The 19,503-nt window shown below is 70.5% G+C and carries 18 protein-coding genes; 5 read left to right on the plus strand and 13 right to left on the minus strand.

The window, feature by feature from the left end:
• Nucleotides 1-25: 25 nt before the first annotated feature.
• Nucleotides 26-2,167: a hybrid sensor histidine kinase/response regulator gene (locus ACRWK7_RS17220; RefSeq protein ID WP_431857496.1), complete on the minus strand. Its 2,142-nt coding sequence runs from the start codon at nucleotides 2,165-2,167 to the stop codon at nucleotides 26-28.
• Nucleotides 2,168-2,650: 483 nt separating this feature from the next.
• Between ACRWK7_RS17220 and glgX the strand changes: the two genes are divergently transcribed.
• Nucleotides 2,651-4,882: a glycogen debranching protein GlgX gene (glgX, locus tag ACRWK7_RS17225; protein WP_431857497.1), complete on the plus strand. Its 2,232-nt coding sequence runs from the start codon at nucleotides 2,651-2,653 to the stop codon at nucleotides 4,880-4,882.
• A gap of 117 nt (nucleotides 4,883-4,999) precedes the next feature.
• A complete protein-coding gene (locus tag ACRWK7_RS17230; protein ID WP_431857498.1) occupies nucleotides 5,000-5,185 on the plus strand; it encodes a Nif11-like leader peptide family natural product precursor in 186 nt (61 codons plus the stop codon).
• A 19-nt stretch (nucleotides 5,186-5,204) separates the two neighbouring features.
• Here ACRWK7_RS17230 and ACRWK7_RS17235 read toward each other — a convergent pair whose 3' ends face one another.
• From ACRWK7_RS17235 to ACRWK7_RS17255, 5 genes are all read right to left on the minus strand, one after another.
• On the minus strand, nucleotides 5,205-5,549 hold the full coding sequence (locus ACRWK7_RS17235) for a hypothetical protein (protein ID WP_431857499.1): 345 nt from the start codon (nucleotides 5,547-5,549) through the stop codon (nucleotides 5,205-5,207).
• A 12-nt stretch (nucleotides 5,550-5,561) separates the two neighbouring features.
• Entirely contained in the window at nucleotides 5,562-5,912 is a 351-nt protein-coding gene (locus ACRWK7_RS17240; protein ID WP_431857500.1) for a MarR family transcriptional regulator, read from the minus strand.
• A gap of 235 nt (nucleotides 5,913-6,147) precedes the next feature.
• Nucleotides 6,148-8,058, minus strand: a complete 1,911-nt coding sequence (locus tag ACRWK7_RS17245) for a glycosyltransferase 61 family protein (RefSeq protein WP_431857501.1) — start codon at nucleotides 8,056-8,058, stop codon at nucleotides 6,148-6,150.
• Between the two features lie 61 nt (nucleotides 8,059-8,119).
• Nucleotides 8,120-9,334, minus strand: coding sequence for an HD domain-containing phosphohydrolase (locus tag ACRWK7_RS17250; protein WP_431857502.1), 1,215 nt, complete (start codon nucleotides 9,332-9,334; stop codon nucleotides 8,120-8,122).
• A gap of 41 nt (nucleotides 9,335-9,375) precedes the next feature.
• The gene (locus tag ACRWK7_RS17255) at nucleotides 9,376-10,608 is read right to left on the minus strand and encodes an SLC13 family permease (RefSeq protein ID WP_431857503.1); all 1,233 of its coding nucleotides are present in this window, start codon (nucleotides 10,606-10,608) and stop codon (nucleotides 9,376-9,378) included.
• 118 nt (nucleotides 10,609-10,726) lie between these two features.
• On the opposite strand from ACRWK7_RS17255, the gene ACRWK7_RS17260 reads away from it, so the two are divergent.
• Together ACRWK7_RS17260 and sigJ are read left to right on the plus strand one after the other, a co-directional pair.
• Nucleotides 10,727-11,179: a carboxymuconolactone decarboxylase family protein gene (locus ACRWK7_RS17260; protein ID WP_431857504.1), complete on the plus strand. Its 453-nt coding sequence runs from the start codon at nucleotides 10,727-10,729 to the stop codon at nucleotides 11,177-11,179.
• Nucleotides 11,176-12,045 (plus strand): RNA polymerase sigma factor SigJ, encoded by an 870-nt coding sequence (sigJ, locus tag ACRWK7_RS17265; RefSeq protein WP_431857505.1) that lies wholly within the window; start codon nucleotides 11,176-11,178, stop codon nucleotides 12,043-12,045. Before ACRWK7_RS17260 ends, sigJ begins: the two co-directional genes overlap by 4 nt.
• Here sigJ and ACRWK7_RS17270 read toward each other — a convergent pair.
• Entirely contained in the window at nucleotides 12,008-12,853 is an 846-nt protein-coding gene (locus tag ACRWK7_RS17270) for an MBL fold metallo-hydrolase (protein WP_431857506.1), read from the minus strand. The two genes, sigJ and ACRWK7_RS17270, sit on opposite strands and share 38 nt — an antisense overlap.
• A 78-nt stretch (nucleotides 12,854-12,931) precedes the next feature.
• Nucleotides 12,932-13,153: a hypothetical protein gene (locus ACRWK7_RS17275; RefSeq protein WP_431857507.1), complete on the minus strand. Its 222-nt coding sequence runs from the start codon at nucleotides 13,151-13,153 to the stop codon at nucleotides 12,932-12,934.
• A gap of 140 nt (nucleotides 13,154-13,293) precedes the next feature.
• Between ACRWK7_RS17275 and ACRWK7_RS17280 the strand changes: the two genes are divergently transcribed.
• Nucleotides 13,294-13,674, plus strand: a complete 381-nt coding sequence (locus ACRWK7_RS17280) for a hypothetical protein (RefSeq protein WP_431857508.1) — start codon at nucleotides 13,294-13,296, stop codon at nucleotides 13,672-13,674.
• A gap of 7 nt (nucleotides 13,675-13,681) precedes the next feature.
• Here ACRWK7_RS17280 and cydB read toward each other — a convergent pair whose 3' ends face one another.
• The 5 genes from cydB to pdxH form a co-directional block, all read right to left on the minus strand.
• Nucleotides 13,682-14,689 carry a cytochrome d ubiquinol oxidase subunit II gene (gene cydB, locus ACRWK7_RS17285; protein ID WP_431857509.1) on the minus strand — a complete coding sequence of 336 codons (1,008 nt, stop codon included), beginning with the start codon at nucleotides 14,687-14,689 and terminating at the stop codon, nucleotides 13,682-13,684.
• Nucleotides 14,690-14,705: 16 nt separating this feature from the next.
• Nucleotides 14,706-16,070 carry a cytochrome ubiquinol oxidase subunit I gene (locus ACRWK7_RS17290; protein WP_431857510.1) on the minus strand — a complete coding sequence of 455 codons (1,365 nt, stop codon included), beginning with the start codon at nucleotides 16,068-16,070 and terminating at the stop codon, nucleotides 14,706-14,708.
• A 229-nt stretch (nucleotides 16,071-16,299) separates the two neighbouring features.
• Nucleotides 16,300-17,691 carry a methyl-accepting chemotaxis protein gene (locus tag ACRWK7_RS17295; protein WP_431857511.1) on the minus strand — a complete coding sequence of 464 codons (1,392 nt, stop codon included), beginning with the start codon at nucleotides 17,689-17,691 and terminating at the stop codon, nucleotides 16,300-16,302.
• Nucleotides 17,692-17,890: 199 nt separating this feature from the next.
• Nucleotides 17,891-18,823, minus strand: coding sequence for a cation diffusion facilitator family transporter (locus ACRWK7_RS17300; protein WP_431857512.1), 933 nt, complete (start codon nucleotides 18,821-18,823; stop codon nucleotides 17,891-17,893).
• On the minus strand, nucleotides 18,823-19,413 hold the full coding sequence (gene pdxH, locus ACRWK7_RS17305) for a pyridoxamine 5'-phosphate oxidase (protein WP_431857513.1): 591 nt from the start codon (nucleotides 19,411-19,413) through the stop codon (nucleotides 18,823-18,825). The genes ACRWK7_RS17300 and pdxH overlap by 1 nt, the downstream gene beginning before the upstream one ends.
• Nucleotides 19,414-19,503 lie beyond the last annotated feature (90 nt).

Below are 19,503 nucleotides of genomic sequence, written 5' to 3' on the forward strand. Positions count from 1 at the left end.
AGAACTTATTAATTATGAACATCCCTCACGCCGCCGTCGCCGCGCGCTGGGCGCCGCGGGCGGCGGGTGCCGGTTCGACGGCGGCCAGCGCGTCGCGCAGCAGCTCCGGCGAGAATGGCTTGTGCAGCAGCCGGCAGCCGGTCGCCACCGCCTCGCGGATGCGTTCGGGCGCGGTGTCTCCGGTCAGGATGATGCCCGGCACCGGGTGGCCGACCGCCTCGCCGACGCGGGTCACCACCTGCACGCCGGTCATCGGCCCGGGCAGGCGGAAGTCGGTGACCACCACGTCCGGCGCCCGCGGGGCTCCGCGCACGCGCTCCAGCGCCGAGAAGCCGTCGGCCGCCGTGATGACCCGGTGCCCCCAACCCTCCAGCAGCAGCTGCACGCCCGAGCGCTGCACCGGATCGTCCTCGACCACCAGGATCAGACGCTCGGCCGGCGCCGCCGTCTCCGGCCCGGTCGGCGCAGGGGCAGCCTCGGCCACCGCCTCGGGCGCCGCCACCGGCACCATCACGGCGAACACCGAGCCACGGCCGGGGCGCGAGCGCACCTCCACCGCGTGGCCGAGCAGCGCCGCCTTGCGCCGCACCTTGGCGAGCCCGAGGCCGAGGCCCTGGGAGCGGTCGCGCTCCGGGTTGCCGAGCTGGACGAAGTCCTCGAAGATGCTGTCCAGGTGCTCGGCGGCGATGCCGGCGCCGGTGTCCCACACCTCGATGCGCAGCCACTGCCCGCGCCGCCGGCAGCCGATCAGGATGCCGCCCTCCCCGGTGTAGGCCACGGCGTTGCCGACGAGGTCGTGCAGCATGCGGGTCAGCAGCACCGGGTCGCTGCGCACCGTGCAGCCGCAGGCGTGCACGCGCAGTTCCAGCCCCTTGGCCGCGGCGGCCGGGCGGAACTCCGCCACCACCTCTTCCAGCACGCCGTCGATGGACACCGCGCCGATGTTCGGCCGCACCACGCCGGCGTCCAGCGTCGCCACCTCCAGCAGCGCGTGCAGCAGCTTCTCGCCGCTGTCCAGCGCATCGCCCATCTTGTCGGCGATGGCCTTGTCGCGCGGGTCCTTCAGCCGCTCGTTCAGCAGGTGGTGGAACAGCCGCAACGCCTGGAAGGGCTGGCGCAGGTCGTGGTTGGCGGCGGACAGGAAGCGCGCCTTGGCCTGGTGCGCCCGCTCCTTCTCGGCCAACGCCGCGACCAGCTTCTGGTTCAGCGCGCGCAGGTCGGAGGTGCGCTCCTCGACCCTCTGTTCCAGCCGGGCGTTGGCCTCGGCCAGCGCCTTCATCGCCATCTCCTCGCGGCGCAGGCTGCCCCAGCCGAGGCCGGCGAGGCCGAGCAGCGCCAGCAGGCTGGTCCCGGTGACCAGCACGCCGCGCTCCAGCCGCGAACGCCAGGGCGCCAGCACCGCGTCGCGCGGCACCGCCACCGCCGCCATCACCGGCAGCCGGCCGACGCGGCGCCACGCCAGCACGTTGTCGTGCCCGGCGGCAGGCCAGGAGTCGGCGACCTGCGTCTCGTCGTCGTCCACGGCGTGCAACCCGCCGAGGGCGACGACGCCGCTTCCGGCGATCAGCCCGCCGTCCGGACGGTACAGCCCGGCGTGTCGCTGCGGCCCGTCCAGCGCGTTGAGCACCGCCGACAGCGCCGACGCCGGCAGCGCCACCAGCACCGCGCCGTCGCGCCCGCCGTCCGGCCCGCGCACCCGGCGGCCGAGCACCAGCGCCGGCACGCCGTCCACGCTGCCCGCCCCGGCCAGCAGGCCGCTGCCGTCGTCGACGCGGTCCAGCGCGCCGTCCGGGGGGCCGTCGAACAGGATGGTGGGGCCGAACGCGCCGCTGCCGTCGGCATCGACGATGGCCAGGGTGCCGGGCGGCGCCGACAGCGCCTCGTCCAGCGCGCGGTCGGCCAGCGCGCCCATCCCGCGCCCCTGCAGACGGTCGGCGACGCGGTCGAGCAGCGCGACGTGCGGCTCCAGCATCGAGCGGGCATGCCCTTCGAGCAGCTGCGCCGTCGCGCGCGTGTCCTGAACGGCACGCCCGATGGTGTCGATGTAGTCGAGCGCGGTGACCGCGCACCACGACAGGCCGCCCAGCACGCTCACCGTCAGCACGATGCCGAGCAGGACCGCCCGCGGGTCGAGGGTCAGAAGGCTGCGGATGGGTTTCCGACGCATGATGCCATGGGGTGCTGCGCGGCGCGGCGCGGAGCGCGCTGCCGCCGGACGGGTGGGCGGAGCCGGCCCCGGCCGCTGCCTGGGGCGTGCTCCGCGTGCGGTCGCGCGGTCGTCAGACGTCTCCGCGTGATGACGCGCGCGGCACCCTTCGCGATAAAGTCCAGGATTTCATGTCGGTCACCCTCGCCTCAAACGCCAGGACCAGCGCTTCCGTGAAGCAGGAGACTGTCGGGATAAACTCCCCCGGCAGCCCTGCGGTGGAACACGCCAACCAGTATTTAGTCTTTATTTGCTTACCTCGATCATAGCATGCGGGGCCAGCAGGGGCGACCTGCCTTGACGACTAGGCCGATTCTCATAAAGGCACCTGCACGGAAGTGAATTGGTTACCGCACGAACCCCGTGCATCGTGGATCAACCCGGCGTTTCCCGCGTTGTCCGTTCGCCCGCCGGTTTCCCCAATTCCTGCGTCGAGGTTCCTCCGTGAAGAAGCCGTTCGCTCCGCAGATCCAGCGCCACTCCCGTATCCGCGAAGGCCTGCCCTATCCGCTGGGCGCCACCTGGGACGGGCTGGGCGTCAATTTCGCGCTGTTCTCCGCCAACGCCACCAAGGTGGAGCTGTGCCTGTTCGACCGCGAGGGACGGCGCGAACTGGAGCGCATCGAGCTGCCGGAATACACCGACGAGGTCTGGCACGGCTACGTGCCCGACGCGCGGCCCGGCACCGTCTACGGCTACCGCGTGCACGGGCCGTACGAGCCGCGCGCCGGCCACCGCTTCAACCCCAACAAGCTGCTGATCGATCCCTACGCCAAGCACCTGATCGGGCCGCTGCGCTGGTCGGACGCGCATTTCGGCTACCGCATCGGGTCGAGCAAGAACGATTTGTCCTTCGACCGGCGGGATTCCGCGCCGGGCATGCCGAAGTGCGTGGTGGTCGACCCGGCCTTCACCTGGGGCAAGGACCGCGCGCCGGCCATCCCCTGGGAGAACACCATCGTCTACGAAACGCATGTGCGCGGCTACACCATGCGCCACCCGGCGGTGCCGCCGCAGTACCGCGGCACCTTCGCCGGCATGGCGCAGCAGGACGTGGTGGACTACATCAGGGCGCTCGGCGTGACGGCGGTGGAACTGCTGCCGGTGCACGCCTTCATCGACGACCGCTACCTGCTGGAGAAGGGGCTGCGGAATTATTGGGGGTACAACTCCATCGGCTTCTTCGCGCCGGACCCGCGCTACCTCGCCTCTGGCGCGATCTACGAGTTCAAGGAGATGGTCGCCCGCTTCCACGAGGCGGGAATCGAGGTGATCCTCGACGTCGTCTACAACCACACCGCCGAAGGCAACGAGATGGGGCCGACCCTCTCGTTCAAGGGGATCGACAACGCCAGCTACTACCGGCTGGCGCCGGACCCGCGCTACTACATCAACGACACCGGCACCGGCAACACGCTGAACCTCAGCCACCCGCGCGTGCTGCAGATGGTCAACGACTCGCTGCGCTACTGGGTCACCGAGATGCACGTGGACGGGTTCCGCTTCGACCTCGCCACCATCCTCGGCCGCGAGCCGCACGGCTTCGACCAGGGCGGCGGCTTCCTCGACAGCTGCCGGCAGGATCCGGTGCTGAGCCGCGTCAAGCTGATCGCCGAGCCGTGGGACTGCGGCCCCGGCGGCTACCAGGTCGGCGGCTTCCCGCCGGGCTGGGCGGAATGGAACGACAAGTACCGCGACACCGTGCGCTCCTTCTGGAAGGGCGACGAGGGCAAGCTGCCCGACCTCGCCTCGCGCATGACCGCGTCGGGCGACCTGTTCAACCGGCGCGGGCGCAAGCCGTGGGCCTCGGTGAACTTCATCACGGCGCACGACGGCTTCACGCTGCGCGACCTCGTTTCCTACAACGACAAGCACAACGACGCGAACGGCGAGGGCAACAACGACGGCCACTCCAACAACCTGTCCTGGAACCACGGCGCCGAGGGGCCGACCGACGATCCGGAGATCCGTGAGCTGCGCATGCGCCAGATGCGCAACCTGCTGGCGACGCTGCTGCTGTCGCAGGGCACGCCGATGATCCTGGCCGGCGACGAGTTCGGCCGCACCCAGCACGGCAACAACAACGCCTACTGCCAGGACAACGACCTCTCCTGGATCGACTGGGAAGGCATCGACGACGAGGGGCTGGATCTGCTGGACTTCACCCGCCGGCTGATCGCGCTGCGCCAGAGCCATCCCCTGCTGCGCCGCCAGCGCTTCCTGACCGGCGCGTTCAACCCGGAGTTGGAGGTCAAGGACGCCACGTGGCTGACGCCGGCCGGCGTGGAGAAGACCAGCGAGCAATGGCAGGACCCGATGGCCCGCTGCCTGGGCCTGTTGCTCGACGGGCGGGCGCAGGCGACCGGCGTCAAGAAGGCGTCGTCGGAAGCGACGATGCTGCTGATCGTCAACAGCCACCACGACGTGGTGCCGTTCACGCTGCCCGAGGTGGTTGGCGGCAGCCAGTGGCTGAAGCTGCTGGACACCGGCGAGCCCGACCGCATCGACGTCGCCACCGCGCGCAGCGGCGACGAGTTGCCGGTCACCGGCCGCTCGCTGCTGCTGTTCGAGCTGATGCCCGACCGCCGCTCCGAATCCGCGCTGCGCGCCGCCGCGCGGGCGATGCGGGAAGCCGGACGCCCGTCCGAGGCCCGCACCGACGAGCCGGTGAAATGACCGGACGGTAATGCAGGGGGCGCCCCAGCGCCCCCTGCGGCAACGCGCCGCAGGGGGAAAGATCCAATTTTACATAAATGAAATCATCTTGCTGCAGGGCCGCGGTATCGTGCGGCCATGGGCCAGACCGATTACCTGCGATTCCTCGTCGCCGCCGAGAGCGACCCCGACCTGAGGGCGGACCTGCGCCGCTCTTCGGCGGCGCTGCGCACGCTCGAGGATCTGGTGGACTTCGGCGAGCGGCACGGCTTCCGGTTCGACACCGCGGATGTGCCGGTGACGTCGCCGGCGGAGCCGCGGTAGGACGGCAGGGCCCTCCCCCTCACGACGTCGGCGACACGGTCCGCGTCTGGCCGGAGATGGTCAGGCTGATGGAATCGCCCTGCGCGGTGATGTCCTTGTCGGCGTCGCGCGGGATCGGGATGCGCTGCTTGCGGCAGAAATACAGCAGCACCGCCAGCGTCTTGCTGGCGTTGAACGACACCTCGCGGTTGCGCGACGCGCCGCTTTGCTGCACCAGCACGCAGACGCCGCCGCCCGGCTTCGGAGTCACCGTGGTGATGGCCCCGAGCGGGAGGTCGGTCTGGTTCGGTACGGTGGCGTACCAGGCGAACGCCTTCTTCAACGCCGCATTGGTGAAGAGAAGCTCACGGGTCTCGATGATCATCCAACCGCCAGGCTACGCCGCGCGGCAACCCAGTTCCGGATTGAGACGGAACGTGATCGCCCGGCCCAGCTTGGACTCACGCAGAAGAATCTGCTTGGTCTCCAGCAGCTTGATCGCGCGGTTCACGTTCGGGCGCTGCATGCCCAAGGCGTCGGCGAGTTCGGACTGCAGAACCGGGATGGAGCGATCGAAGTGCAGGCGCCGGCTGAGATAGGTGAAGACACGAAGGGCCTCCAGGGTGATTTCACGATCCGTGGAAACAGCCTTGGAGATGTAATCATGATGGTGCATGGCCGCCTCGATGCGCAAGGGACTTGAGGTTGAATCAGTGTGGCGCCCGGGCGCCGCCGCTGCGCCGGTCACGGCGCGCGCTCCCGCCCGGCAAAAACGCCGGCACCGCGCACCTGGAAGCTCATTTCGTGCTGAGTCCGCCCTGCGGATCGTCCATCCGCCCCCACACGGTACACGCGCATTTCCGTTCCCCCAGAACGCCGGTGATTTCCGGTCTCGATTTCCGCTGGAGGCAACTGTAGGAGGCGATTGTTATCCGGATATGTCTTAGCGATTACGCGGTTGAAACAGAGCGGAGCAACACCGCCTACCCGTCCAGCAGCCCGCGCGCCGCAGCGGCGACCGCGGCGGGATCGACGGCGAAGTCGTAGTCGAACTCCGACGGGCCGCGGTTGCCGCGCATCGGCCCGACGATCTGGCGGTAGCGCTGGCCGAGCAGCGCGGTGAGGATGCCGTACTGCGGCAGCGCGATGCGGCGGTGCACCAGTTCCACGTACGCCGCCCCCGGCGGCGCGAAGGCGATGGCGGCCGAGCCGCCGCCGATCGGCCCGACGATCAGTTCGGCCGAGGCGAACAGCGCGATCTGCTCGGCCATCGGGAAATCCTCCGGCACCACCGGCTCGACGCCCAGCGGCGCCAGCGCGGCCAGCACCTCGGCCTCGTTGACCAGCGCGCGGTAGCCGGCTTGTCGGCGCGACAGAAAGATGCGGCGGCGTGGCCGCGCCATGCCCTCGGCGATCAGCGGCGCCAGCCGGCGGCGCAGAAACCCCGTGTGGGTCGGCGAGGTGAACTGGTAGCTGTGCGTCAGCGACGGCACCCACAGCCGGCGCGCCCGCAGCGGCTCCCCGGCCGGCAGCGGGCGCATCCGCGCGCGCGGCACGCCCAGCAGTTCGAACAGGTCGCGGATCGAGCCGGGCAGGGTCGGCGCCACCAGGACGGGCAACCCCGCCAGTTCCGGGAACCGTTCCAGCACCGCCAGCTTGGACGACCAGTCGAGCACCCCGTGCGACCAGTTCGGCCCTCCGCCGAGCAGGATCGCCTCCTCCTCCACCGTCTCCGCCGCCGCGGGCAGGTCGAGCAGCATGCGCTCATCCGCCGCATGCGCCACGACGTGCGGAAGCAGCGCCACGCTGAGCCGCGAGTTGGTGCTGAGCCCGTCGAGCAGCAGCGACTCGCCGGCGACGACCGTGCAGCTCGATGGCACCACCTCGGCCCCGTCGATGCGGGCGAGGAAGACCTCCGGCACCGCGAAGCTGCGCTCGCCGTCCGCCGTGGCGGCGTGGCAGAGGCGCGGTGCTTCGACTTGATGGTAGGTCCAGCCCTGCTCCCGGCACACCTCGGCAGCCGGACGGACGGTCAGGCGGCGCAGCGCGGCGTTGGGGAAGCGCCGGCGGTCGTCGGTCAGCGCGGCGAAGCGGCGGTAGACGGCCTCCGCCGCGTCGGCGTCGCCCAGGTCGAACAGCCGCCGCGTGAAGCGCAGAAGGTCGTCGGCCGGCCACGCATCCGCCGCCGCCACGGACAGCTGCGCCGCCGCCTCGTCCCGGCGCCCAAGCGCCTCCAGCGCCGCAGCGAGGCCCAGGTGCAGGTCCAGCGCGTCGCCGCCGGCGGCCAACGCCGCCTCGTAGGCCGGCAGCGCCTCGGCCGGACGGCCGCGCGTGGTCATCATGGCGCCGAGCGCCGCGAGGGTCACGGGGTTGCCGCCGTCCGCCGCCAGGGAGGCGCGCAGCCAGCGCTCGGCCTCGGCCACCTCACCGCCCTCCATCAGCGCGCCGGAGAGCTGGTGCATCAGCCCGGGATCGCCGGGCCGCGCCGCCAGCGCCCGACGGAACAGCGCCGCCGCCTCGGCCAGCTTGCGGTCCCAGCGCATCAGGCCGGCAAACTGACGCAGCGTCTCGGCGTCGGCCGGCTCCAGGGCCAGTGCGGCGCGGAAGTGGGCACCGGCGACCACAACGTCGAACTGAGCCGAAGCGGCGTTCGCCGCGGCCACGTGGGCACGCGCCTGCGCCGGATCCACCGCCAGCGCCGCGCGCAGGTGCTGCGCCGCCTCGGCGGGCAGGCCCTGCTCATAGCGGACGAGGCCCAGCAGGTAGTGCGCGTCCGCATGGCGCGGATCCTCGCGCAGCACGTTGGCGTAGGAATCCGCCGCCTTGTCGAGCCAGCCCGCCTGGTGCAGCGCCAAGGCCAGCGTGAAGGTCTTTCCGGTCGCGGAATCGGTCATGGGGCAACGCCGTCGGTGGAACCGCGCCCATCATGCCCCGGCGCGACGGCGCAGCACAACGTTACCCGGCCGCCGGATCCTTCAGCGCCTCCCAGATGCGTTCGAACTCCTCGTGACGGTCGGCGAACAGGGCGAGCAGCGACGGGTCGAAGTGGGTTGCGGGGGTCAGGCGGTCGTCGCCGCGGGTCATGATCTCCACCGTGCGCTCGTGGCTGAAGCCCGGCTTGTAGGGCCGCTCGCTGCGCAGCGCGTCGTAGCAGTCGGCGATCGCCACGATGCGCGCCGCCAGCGGGATGTCCTCCCCCCGAAGGCCGCGCGGGTAGCCGCTGCCGGCCCACTGCTCGTGATGGCACCACGCGATCTCCGCGGCCATCTTCAGGCGGTCGGACGCGCTGAGGATCTCGTAGCCGTACAGCGCGTGCCGGCGCATCTCGGCCATCTCGCGCTCGTCCAGGCGGCCGCGCTTGTGCAGCACCGCCTGGTCGACGCTCATCTTGCCGACGTCGTGCAGCGCCGCCGAGTAGCGGATCTCCTCGCAGAAGGCCGGGGAGCAGCCGGCGGCGCGGGCCAGGGCGTGGGCGTACTCGTTGACGCGCAGGATGTGGTTGCCGGTGTCCTCGTCGTGGATCTCCGCGGCGCGGGCGAGCAGGCGCACGGAGACCATCAGCGCCCGCTCCGTCTCCGCCTGCAGCTCGGCGATGCGGCGGCGCTGCTGCTGCAGGGCGCGGTTGCGCTCGGCCAGCCGCTCCAGGCCGGCGGCGCGCTCCAGCGCGCGGCCGACGATGTGGTTGACCGGGGCGATCATCCGCTCGTGCTCGGCCAGGAAGGGCCCCACGCCGTCGTCGCCGACACGGTTGATCAACTGCACCACGCCGACCGGCCGCTCCTTGAACCCCTTCAGCGCGAAAGCGAGGATCGAACGGGTGCGGAACCCGGTCTTCTGGTCGAAGCCCGGGTTGAAACGGAAGGGCCGGTCCGCAGGGATGGCGTAGGCGTCCTCCACGAACACCGTCTCGCCGGTGGCGGCGACGTAGCCGGCGATGGAGGTGAGATCCACCGGGATCCGGAAGGCGGTGCTGCGCGTGCGCACCCGATCGTTGTGCAGCGCCACCGCCTCCAGCGTGCGGCTCCGCCCGCGGCCGTGCAGGAAAAAGACCGATCCCGCCTCCGCCCCGGTCAGATCGCGACACTTGCCGAGCACCCGGCCGCTGAGCGCGCGCAGAGACTGGTTCGGAGCCTGCTCGATGAACTCCAGGAACTGCTCGACGAGGCTCACCAGTGCGTCCTTTTGCGACAACATCGCACAGGATACACCAATCAGGCGAAACGCATCCACCCGCCAAGCCACAGCCAGACGACCGCGAACGCCATCGACAGCAGCGTCATCGGCACGCCGCAGCGCGCGTGCTCGCGAAAGCCGAGCGTCACGCCGGCCAAGGCCGCCCGCTCGGCGACGATGATGTTGCACAGGCTGCCCGGCAGGGCCAGGTTGCCGGCCAGCGTCGATAGCAGCGCCAGCCCATAGAGCGCGCCTTCCGGTGGCGCCTCCCAGGCGGAGAGCAACAGCACCACCGCCGGCACGTTGCCGATGGAGTTGCTGGACGCCAGCGCCAGCGGCGTCAGCACCGCCAGCCGGTCCGGCCACCAGCCGGCGGCGGACAGCGCCTGCACGATTTCCGCCGGGATGCCGGTGAGGCCGAGCGCACGGTTCACCGCGAACAGCCCGGCGAACAGCACCAGCAGGTGCCAGTCCACCATGCCCAGCATGTCGCGCGACGCGAGGCGCCGGCTGACCAGGATGAAGCCGGCCACCAGCAGCACGCCCGTCTCCTCCGGCAGCGGCGCGGCGAACAGCGCCAGCAACGCCACGGTCGCCGCCACCGCCTTGCCCAGCTGCCAGCGGTCGAGCGACGCCGGCGCGATCTCCTCCCCCTCCGGCCCGCGGAGGTGCAGGCGGTCGCGCCACACCCACCAGACGACGCCGTACACGCACGCCACGGCGACCAGCGCCGGGACGCCGCAGGCACCGAGAAAGCGCCAGAAATCCAGGTGACCGATCTGGGCGATCAGGATGTTCTGCGGGTTGCCGATCACCGTCGCCGCCGAGCCGGCATTGGCAGCCCCGGCCAGCGCGATCAGGTACGGGCGTGGGTCGAGGCCGCGCGCCTTCAACCCGACGCACAGCATCGGCGTCATGGCGAAGGCGACCACGTCGTTGGCCAGCACCGCCGACAGCCCCCCGGCCACCGCCACCGTCGCCGCCAGCAGCCGCGCCGGCGAGCGCGCCGAAGCGGAGATGCGCAGCGCGCACCAGTCGTAGAATCCGCTGGCGGCGTACTGCGCCGACAGGATCATCAGGCCGAACAGGATGAACAGGGTGGGAAAGTCGATCGCCTCCACCACCTGCCGCGAGGTCAGCGCGCCGGATCCCAGCAGCAGCACGGTGGCGACCACGGCGATTCCGGTGCGGTCGATCCGCAGCCCCGGAAAGCGCCCCAGCGCCATACCAAAGTAGGTGAGCGCGAACAGCGCGACGACGGTCGTGGTCATGCCCACGCTTATAGAGGCTTCCGTCGCTCCACGGAACGCATGGCTGCCATGCGTCACACCGGGTGTGGGCGATCCGTCCTGGGGGCGTACCTCACGCAACGGGAAAGGGACACGACCCATGGACTTCCGCTTCGACCTCAGCGCCGACGCGCCCGACCTGTACGGCGCCTTGTCCAACGTCACCAAGGCGCTGGGCGCGTCCGGCCTGCCGACCGGCCTGAAGCACCTGATCGACCTGCGGGTGTCGCAGATCAACGGCTGCGCCTACTGCATCGGCCTGCACACCGAGTGGGCGCAACGCGACGGTGAGAGCCGCGAGCGCATCGCCGCCGTGGCGGACTGGCCCGCTTCGCCCCTGTTCACCCCCGATGAGGGCGCCGCCTTCGCCTGGGCCGAGGCGCTGACCCGCCGGGAGAAGGACCGCCTGGACGACCTGCACGCCGACCTCGGTCGCCACTTCGACCGCGCGCAGGTGGCGGCGCTGACCATGGCGGTGGCGGCGATCAACGCCTGGAACCGCGTCGGCATCGCCATCCACCGCGAGGCGCCGGCGGAGCAGGCCGCCGCATGACGCTCGTGGCCGACGACCGTTCGCTCGATCTGTTCGTCGCCGAGCGGCCGCGGCTGCGCGCGCTCGCCTACCGCATGCTGGGCTCGCTCAGCGACGCGGACGACGTGGTGCAGGACGCCTGGCTGCGCTGGGCGGCCGCCGACACCGGGGCGGTGGACAGCCCGCGGGCGTTCCTCACCACGCTCACCGCGCGCCTGGCGCTCGATCGCCTGCGCGCGGCGAAGGCAAGCCGCGAGACCTACGTCGGCCAGTGGCTGCCGGAGCCGGCGGTGGCCCCCGAGGGCAACGCCGACGAACCGGAGGGCAGCGTGCCGCTGGCTCTGCTGGTCCTGCTGGAGCGGCTGAGCCCGGAGCAGCGCGCGGTCTACGTGCTGCGCGAGGCAATGGACCTGGACTACGCCGAGATCGCCGGGATCCTCGGCCGCTCGGTCGAGGGCTGCCGGCAGATCATGAAGCGGGCGCGGGCCGCGCTGGACGGGCCACAGCGCTTCGCCGCCGACGGGACCGGCACCCGCGCGCTGGCCGACGCCTTCGTCCAGGCCTGCGCGTCACTCGACTATGGGCGGATCGTCGCGCTGTTCAGCCAGGACGCGGTGCTGCTGGCGGACGGCGGCGGCGTGGCGCGCAGCGCGCTGAACCCGATCCGCGGGCCGGACCGCATCGCCCGCTTCTTCCTGGGGGTGCAGCGCAAGCGCGCCCTGCTGCTCGACCTCGTGCCGGTGCGGGTCAACGGCGGGCCGGGCTTCGCGCTGCGCCAGGACGGCGATCTCATCGGGGTGATGGGGGTCGAGGCGGCGGATGGGCAAATCCGCCGGCTCTACCTGATCGTCAACCCGCGGAAGCTTCCGCCAGAAGATCTATGGTGACGCCCTCGCGCGCCGCGACGACGTGGCCGGGCCACGCCGCCTGCGCCTCGGCCTCCAGCGCCGCCATGCCGGTGTCGTCGCGGTCGGGATCGTGGTGGAACAGCACCAGCCGCTTCACGTCGGCCGCCCGTGCCAGCCGCACCCCCTCGGTCCAGGTCGAGTGGCCCCAGCCGACGCGCTGCCGGTACTCCTCCTCGGTGTAGGTGGAATCGTACAGCACCATGTCGCAGCCGGCGATCAGGCCCAGGATGTTCCGGTCGATCTCGCCCGGCACGTGCTCCGTGTCGGTGACGTAGGCGAGCGAACGGCCCGCGTAGTCGACACGGTAGCCGGTGGCGCCGTCCGGGTGGTTGAGGGGAGCGGTGCGCACGCTCAGCCCGTCGCCGAGGTCGAGGGTCGAGCCCGGCTCCACGTCGGTGACGCTCAACGACGCGGCCAGCGTGCGGTAGGGCACCGGGAACAGCGGGCCCCGCATCTGCCCCTCCAGTACCGCCTCCGCCCCGCCGGCGGCGCACAGGTGGCCGGAGACGATCTCCAGCGCGAAGCCCGGCGTGTAGACCGGCGCGAAGAACGGGAAGCCGCTGATGTGGTCGAGGTGGGTGTGGCTGAGCAGCAGGGTCGCCCGGGCGATGCCGCGGTCCAGCAGGCGGCGGCCGAGCAGGCGGATGCCGGTGCCGGCGTCGAAGATCAGCGTGCGGTCGCCCGCCGTCACCTCCACGCAGCTGGTGTTGCCGCCGAACCCCATGTGCGAGGCCATCGGGCACGGCACCGTGCCGCGGACGCCCCAGAAGGTGAGAGTGAAGCCCATGCCGTGCGCACCCAGAGAAACGGGCCATTCTAGCACAGCCGGGCCGGTGTGCAGTGACTGCGATCACAGGTCGCGCGTTTACGCCGCCCCCGCCATGATGTCGAGCACCCGCGTCTCGCACATGGGCTTCAGGCGGCAGGAGTCGCACGCACGCGGCGCACAGGCGAGCGTCTGCTTCATGGCGGCGAGCTGCCCAAGCATCTCCCGCTTCTGCCGGCGGGAGACGACATCGCTGTACAGAACATAGACAAACGCCGCCTCGACGACGTCGGCCTCGGCCTCGGACAGGTTGATCCGCATGTGCGTCCTCCGCTGAATGACAGGATTAGCACACGAATCTTTCCCGCGGATTGCGGTGATGAAATATTCCGACGCGGAATACACTATTTCGTACGCCTATTCGCCTTGTGCAGTGCGGTGGCGGGAGCTAGGCTCCGCCCATGAGCGCCGTCCCGCACCCTCCCACCGCCGTTCTGGACGCCGAGATGGTCGAGGCCATCAGGGTGCTCACCGACGCGGTGCGGCGCGAGCGGGTGCCCGGCGTCATCGAGTTCCGCCAGTTGGAACGCGCGCTGGAGCAGGCCGTCGCCCAGGGGACCGAGGAGCATCTGGCCGAGGCCGCCTCGGTGTTCCACGCATTGGACGGCGACTTCCGCTCGCGGATCGTCAACCGTGCCCGCGCGCTGGCGCAGGCGGTGGTCGACAAGCGCCACACCGCCGCGGCCGATGCGCCGCCACCGCTGACCGCCGGCCCGCGCCCGCAGCCGTCGGTGGGCGCCTCCCCCTTCCTCGCCGCGCTGAACCAGAGCCGGGCGCGCTGATACCCTCTCAGTGATACCCCTCCGCCACCTTGCCGCGGAACACGCGGTAGGAATAGACGGTGTAGCCCAGGATGACCGGCAGCAGGAACGCCACCCCGACCAGCAGGAAGATCTGCGAGTCGCGCGGCGACGCCGCGTCCCAGATGGTCAGCGCGCGCGGCACCACGTAGGGCCACAGACTGATCGCCAGCCCCAGGAACGACAGCGCGAACAGCGCCATGGTCAGCACGAAGGGCGCCGTCTCGCGCCGCCGGTGCAGCGCCGCGAACAGCGCCAGCACCACCGCCCCGGTCACCAGCGGCACCGGCGAGAGGTAGAGCAGGTTCGGCCAGGTGAACCAGCGCTCGCGGATCGCCGGGTGGGCGTAGGGCGTCCACAGGCTGACCACCACCAGGAACGCCGCCACCAGCCCCGCCAGCCACCACGCGGCGCGGTACGAGAAGCGCTGCAGGTGCCCCTCGGTCTTCAGCACCAGCCAGGTGGCGCCCAGCAGCGCGTAGCCGCACACCAGCCCCACCCCGCACATCAGGTTGAACGGCGTCAGCCAGTCGAGCGCCCCGCCGGTGTAGCGCCAGTTGCCGGCCTCGATGGCCTCCACCGGCACGCCGGTGATGAAGGCGCCGAGCAGGATGCCCTGCATCACCGTCGCCACCAGCGAGCCCAGGAAGAACGAGGCGTCCCACCACGGCCAGCGCAGCGTCGACTTGAAGCGGAACTCGAACGCGACGCCGCGGAAGATCAGGCCGAACAGCATGACCATGATCGGGATGTAGAAGGCCGGCAGCAGCGTCGCGTAGGCCAGCGGGAAGGCCCCCAGCAGCGAGGCGCCGCCGAGGATCAGCCACGTCTCGTTGCCGTCCCAGATCGGCGCCACCGAGTTCATCATGGTGTCGCGGTCGCGCTTTTCCCGCACGAACGGGAACAGGATGCCGACGCCCAGGTCGAACCCGTCGAGCAGCACGTACATGAAGACGCCCAGCGCGATGATGGCGCTCCAGATCAGCGGCAGGTCCATGGCGCTCCCCTTCCCTTCACGCTTGGCCGTAGAGCGTGCGGGCCTTGTCCTGGAAGTGCGGCGGCTCGGTGACGTAGTCCGGCCCGCGCCGCACCATGCGGAAGAAGAAGATCAGGAAGGCGGTCATCAGCACCGTGTAGGCCAGCAGGAACAGCGCCAGCGTGGTCGCCACCGACGCGGCCGGCAGCAGCGACACGCCGTCGGCCGTGCGCTGCAGCCCGTAGACCACCCAGGGCTGCCGCCCGACCTCGGTCACCGTCCAGCCGGCCAGCAGAGCCACGAAGCCCAGCGGCGAGACCGCCACGCACAGCCGCTGGAACCAGCGCGCCCGGTACAGCCCGCCGCGCATGCGCAGCCACAGGCCGAGCACGGCCACCAGCACGAACAGCATGCCGAGGCCGACCATCAGCCGGAACGCGAAGAAGACGATGGCGACCGGCGGCCGGTCCTGCGGCGGCACCTCCTTCAGCCCCTTCACCGCGCCGTCCAGCGAATGGGTGAGGATCAGGCTGCCGACGTAGGGGATGGACAGCTCGACGTGGTTGCGCTCGGCCTCCTGGTCGGGGATGGCGAAGACCACGAAGGGGGCCGGCGCCTCGGTCTCCCACAGCGCCTCCATGGCGGCGATCTTCACCGGCTGGTGCTTCAGCGTGTTGAGGCCGTGCAGGTCGCCGATCGCCACCTGCGCCGGCGCGGCCAGCAGCCCCATCCACAGCGCCAGCGAGAGGGCGCGCCGGGCGAACTCCTCATGCACGCCCTTCAGCAGGTACCAGGCGGCGATCCCGCCGACCACCAGCGACGTGCTGAGCAGGCAGGCCATCACCATGTGCGCGAAGCGGTAGGGGAAGGACGGGTTGAACACCGCCGCCCACCAGTCGGTGGCGACCACCCGCCCGTCCTCGATGGCGAAGCCGGCCGGCGTCTGCATCCAGGAATTGCCGGCGAGGATCCAGAAGGCGGAGATGATGGTGCCCAGCGCCACCATGCAGGTGGCGAAGAAGTGCACGCGCGGGCTCACCCGGTGCCAGCCGAACAGCAGGATGCCGAGGAAGCCCGCTTCCAGGAAGAAGGCGGTCAGCACCTCGTAGCTGATGATCGGCCCCAGCAGGTTGCCGGAGAAGGTGGAGAAGCGGCTCCAGTTCGTGCCGAGCTGGTAGGAGAGCACCAGCCCGGACACCACGCCAACGCCGAAGGCCAGGGCGAAGATGCCCGTCCAGAAGCGCAGCAGGCGGTAGGCAAGCTCGTCCCGGCGGAAGAACCACTGCGCCTCCAGCACCACCAGGAACAGGCCAAGCCCGATGGTAAGTGTGGGGAACAGGATGTGGAAGCCGATGGTGAAGGCGAATTGCAGCCGGCTCAGCAGCAGCACATCCAGATCCATGAACCCTCTCCCGCAAGGCCATACGGTGCCCGTGCGGGAAACGGAGCGGAGGCGTTACTGTTGCAGGAAACGGAAGTCCTACCCCTCTCCCGCCCCGGGAGAGGGAGGGGCCCGCCCATAGGGCGGGAGGGTGAGGGTGCGTGCGAGGATCCTGGAGTTTACCCTCACCCGGCCGCCTGCGGCGGCCACCCTCTCCCGGGACGGGAGAGGGTTGATACCCGCCGCCAGCCTAGACCTTGTACGCGAGCCGCAGCCCGCCCCAGTGCCGCCCGCGGACCGTGATCGGGGCGGAGACGTCCTTCATCAGGACGAAGTTGCCGCCGCCCATGTCGCGGCGGTAGGTCTGCAGCAGGAACGGCTTCATGTTGCGCCCCGCCGCCAAGCCGACGCGGTCGTTGAAGATGCGGCGGTTGCGGCAGTTGGCGGCGTTCCACACCGGGTCCCTGCCCTGCGGCTGGCTGAATTTCCGGTTGTGGGTCGGCAGGTAGCCATTGGTGTCGATGGCCACGCAGAAGACGATGCGCGGGTTCTCGCCCAGCACCGCCTCCTGCAGGTTCGGCAGCACCCGGTCGCAGAAGGTGGTGCCGCGCGCCATCACCTGCTGCGGGTTGCTTCCTGGGACCGGCTGGTAGTTCTGGTCGAACAGGTCGGATTCGGAAATCTCGCCCTTCGCCACAGCGTCCTCGAACGCGGCGGAGATCTTCTCGGCGGTGCCGCGGGCGAGCCGGATGAAGGGGGTGTCCACCGTCTCGACATCGAGTTCGGCGGTGATGCCGATCAGGCGCTCGCTCATGCCCAGCAGGGTGTTGATGCGGTCGCGGGCCTGCGCGAGGTTCTCGTTGGACAGCTGCACGCCCACCGCGAGGTCGGCGATTTCGTGTTCTAGGTCGGTGCAGTTGGTGCCGATCTCCGCCGCGGCGGCGTCGATCTTGTCGGTCTCGCCGGTCAGTTCCGACATGGCGCGGCCGACGGTGTCGATGACGCCGCCGATGGCGGTGGTGCCCTCGCTGACCGCGCGCGCCTTGGCGGCGCTGGCCGAGCTTTCGGTCATCAGGCGCTGCGCCTGCTCGTTCAGGTACTTCAGCGTGGCGTCGATCTCGGCGGTGGCTTCCGAGGTCTTGGTGGACAGCGCCTTCACCTCGCCCGCCACCACCGCGAAGCCGCGGCCGGCCTCGCCCGCCCGCGCCGCCTCGATGGTGGCGTTGAGCGCCAGCAGGTTGGTCTGCTTGGCGATGGCGTAGATCTCCTTGGCGACCTTGCCGACGCGCTCCAGCGCCTCGCGCAGGCCGGCGATCTGGCTTTCCATGCCGCCGACCGCGGCGACGAGGTTGTGGATGTCGGCGAGCGACTGCTGCACGCGGTCGTGCGACGTCTCCACCTCCTGGCGCGCCCGCTCGGTCACCGTCCGCGCCACCGAGGAGGCGGCGGAGATGTTGCGGGTGCTGGATGTCATCTTGGCGCCGGTGTCGCGAAGCTGCGCGAAGACTTCGGCCTGTTTGGCGATGCGTCCGGCGACGTCATCCACGTGTCCGGCCACATCGGCGATCTCGATGCCCAACGTGCCCGCTTCCGCCGCGATGTCCGCGATCAGAAACGAGCGGTTGCCGAGGGTGCTGTCCATTGCGTCCGCCGTAACTGGGGTTTTTGTTGTAGCTGCTTTGATGCGCTTCTTCCCTGGACGGATTATTGCGAAAATCTTGCAAATCCGCAACTACGGCGGACAGCCGGAAGCCTCTCCAAATCCTCGTATAACAAGGATTTTACAGGCTTCCACCGTTCCGGCCCAAAAATGGCGGTATGGGACTATGGTCGGGGTTGAATTACCGGTCCGCCGCGATGCGGTTGTCCAGGCGTTCATCGTTCAACCCGGCCGGCTCCTGATGGATCAGCACCTCCGCGTTGTCGAAGGCGGCGCGCAGCGTCCGCTCGACCGCGTCGGTGATGTCGTGCGCCTGCACGAGGTCGAGGTGAGGATCCAGTTCGAGGTGCAACTCGATGAACACGCCGGTGCCGGAGCTGCGGGTGCGCAGGTCGTGCATGCCGCGCACCGGCTCGTGCGACCGCACCAGGCCGACGATGCGCGTGCGTTCCTCCTCCGGCAGCTCGCGGTCCATCAGCACGGCGAGCGCGTCGCGAGCGATCCCCCAGGCGCCGTACAGCAGGAAGCCGGCGATGCCGATGCCGAACAGCGGGTCGACGGCGCCGATCCCGGTCCAGCGGTTGAGCAGCAGCGCGGTGATCACCGCCGCGTTCATCAGCAGGTCGCCGGAGTAGTGCAGCCGGTCCGCCCCGATGGCGACCGAGCCGGTGTGCCGCACCACGTAGCGCTGGAAGGTGACCAGCACCGCCGTCAGCACCATGGACAGCAGCATGACGCCGACGCCGACCGCGGTCTCGCCCACCGGCGCGGGGAAGATCAGCCGCCGCACCGCCTCGATCAGCAGGAAGGCCGCCGAACCGCCGATGAACGCCGCCTGCGCCAGCGCCGCCAGCCCTTCCGCCTTGCCGTGGCCGAAGCGATGGGCGGTGTCGGCCGGGCGCAACGCGTGCCGCACGCCGAGCAGCGTCACCACCGACGCCATCAGGTCGGTCGAGGAGTCGATGAGCGAGGACAGGATGCTCACCGATTCGGTCAGCAGGTAGGCGACCAGCTTGGCGACGATCAGCGTCGACGCCATGGAGACGCTGGCGTAGGTCGCCCAGCGGCGCAGCCGTGCGGCCTTGTCCTCGCCGCCCTTTTCGACGTCGGTCATCACGGGAACAGCCGCTGCGTGGTCCAGCCGTCGCCGGCGCGCAGGAACTCGATGCGCTCGTGCAGGCGGAACGGCTTGTCGGTCCAGAACTCGATGCGCGCCGGCAGCACGCGGAAGCCGGTCCAGTGCTCCGGCCGCGGCACGTGGCCCAGCCCGAACTTGGCGGCGTACTGGGCGACGCGCTTCTCCAGCTCCCAGCGGCCCTCCATCGGGCGCGACTGCTGCGACGCCCAGGCGCCGATGCGGCTGTCGCGCGCCCGGCTGTCGAAATAGGCGTCGGCCTCGGCGTCGGTGACCCGTTCGACCGCGCCCTCGACCCGCACCTGCCGGCGCAGCGACTTCCAGTGGAAGCACAGCGCCGCGTTGGCGTTGGCCGTCAGCTGCTGGCCCTTGCGGCTTTCCGTGTTGGTGTAGAAGACGAATCCGCGGGGATCGATGCCCTTCAGCAGCACCATGCGCACCGACGGCCGGCCCTCGGCGTCGGCGGTGGCCAGCGCCATGGCGTTGGGGTCGTTCGGCTCGCTGCGGGTGGCCTCCTCCATCCACGCGGCGAACAGCGCGTAGGGGTCCTGATCGGTCACGTCGCTCATCTCCCGCCCAGCCTTTCTGCGTTCCCTGGTGCAAGACGCTTGATCACAGCGTCGTCGCAATTCACAGATAGCGTGCGTTCGCATATATCA

This window comes from Azospirillum sp., assembly GCF_050789165.1.

What these genes read in the sequence shown, in the direction of transcription:
- ACRWK7_RS17220 (WP_431857496.1), bottom strand. Translation starts at nt 2,167, where the DNA reads ATGCGTCGGAAACCCATCCGCAGCCTTCTGACCCTCGACCCGCGGGCG.
- ACRWK7_RS17230 (WP_431857498.1), top strand. Translation starts at nt 5,000, where the DNA reads ATGGGCCAGACCGATTACCTGCGATTCCTCGTCGCCGCCGAGAGCGAC.
- ACRWK7_RS17235 (WP_431857499.1), bottom strand. Translation starts at nt 5,549, where the DNA reads ATGATCATCGAGACCCGTGAGCTTCTCTTCACCAATGCGGCGTTGAAG.
- ACRWK7_RS17245 (WP_431857501.1), bottom strand. Translation starts at nt 8,058, where the DNA reads ATGACCGATTCCGCGACCGGAAAGACCTTCACGCTGGCCTTGGCGCTG.
- ACRWK7_RS17255 (WP_431857503.1), bottom strand. Translation starts at nt 10,608, where the DNA reads ATGACCACGACCGTCGTCGCGCTGTTCGCGCTCACCTACTTTGGTATG.
- ACRWK7_RS17260 (WP_431857504.1), top strand. Translation starts at nt 10,727, where the DNA reads ATGGACTTCCGCTTCGACCTCAGCGCCGACGCGCCCGACCTGTACGGC.
- sigJ (WP_431857505.1), top strand. Translation starts at nt 11,176, where the DNA reads ATGACGCTCGTGGCCGACGACCGTTCGCTCGATCTGTTCGTCGCCGAG.
- ACRWK7_RS17270 (WP_431857506.1), bottom strand. Translation starts at nt 12,853, where the DNA reads ATGGGCTTCACTCTCACCTTCTGGGGCGTCCGCGGCACGGTGCCGTGC.
- ACRWK7_RS17275 (WP_431857507.1), bottom strand. Translation starts at nt 13,153, where the DNA reads ATGCGGATCAACCTGTCCGAGGCCGAGGCCGACGTCGTCGAGGCGGCG.
- ACRWK7_RS17280 (WP_431857508.1), top strand. Translation starts at nt 13,294, where the DNA reads ATGAGCGCCGTCCCGCACCCTCCCACCGCCGTTCTGGACGCCGAGATG.
- cydB (WP_431857509.1), bottom strand. Translation starts at nt 14,689, where the DNA reads ATGGACCTGCCGCTGATCTGGAGCGCCATCATCGCGCTGGGCGTCTTC.
- ACRWK7_RS17290 (WP_431857510.1), bottom strand. Translation starts at nt 16,070, where the DNA reads ATGGATCTGGATGTGCTGCTGCTGAGCCGGCTGCAATTCGCCTTCACC.
- ACRWK7_RS17295 (WP_431857511.1), bottom strand. Translation starts at nt 17,691, where the DNA reads ATGGACAGCACCCTCGGCAACCGCTCGTTTCTGATCGCGGACATCGCG.
- ACRWK7_RS17300 (WP_431857512.1), bottom strand. Translation starts at nt 18,823, where the DNA reads ATGACCGACGTCGAAAAGGGCGGCGAGGACAAGGCCGCACGGCTGCGC.
- pdxH (WP_431857513.1), bottom strand. Translation starts at nt 19,413, where the DNA reads ATGAGCGACGTGACCGATCAGGACCCCTACGCGCTGTTCGCCGCGTGG.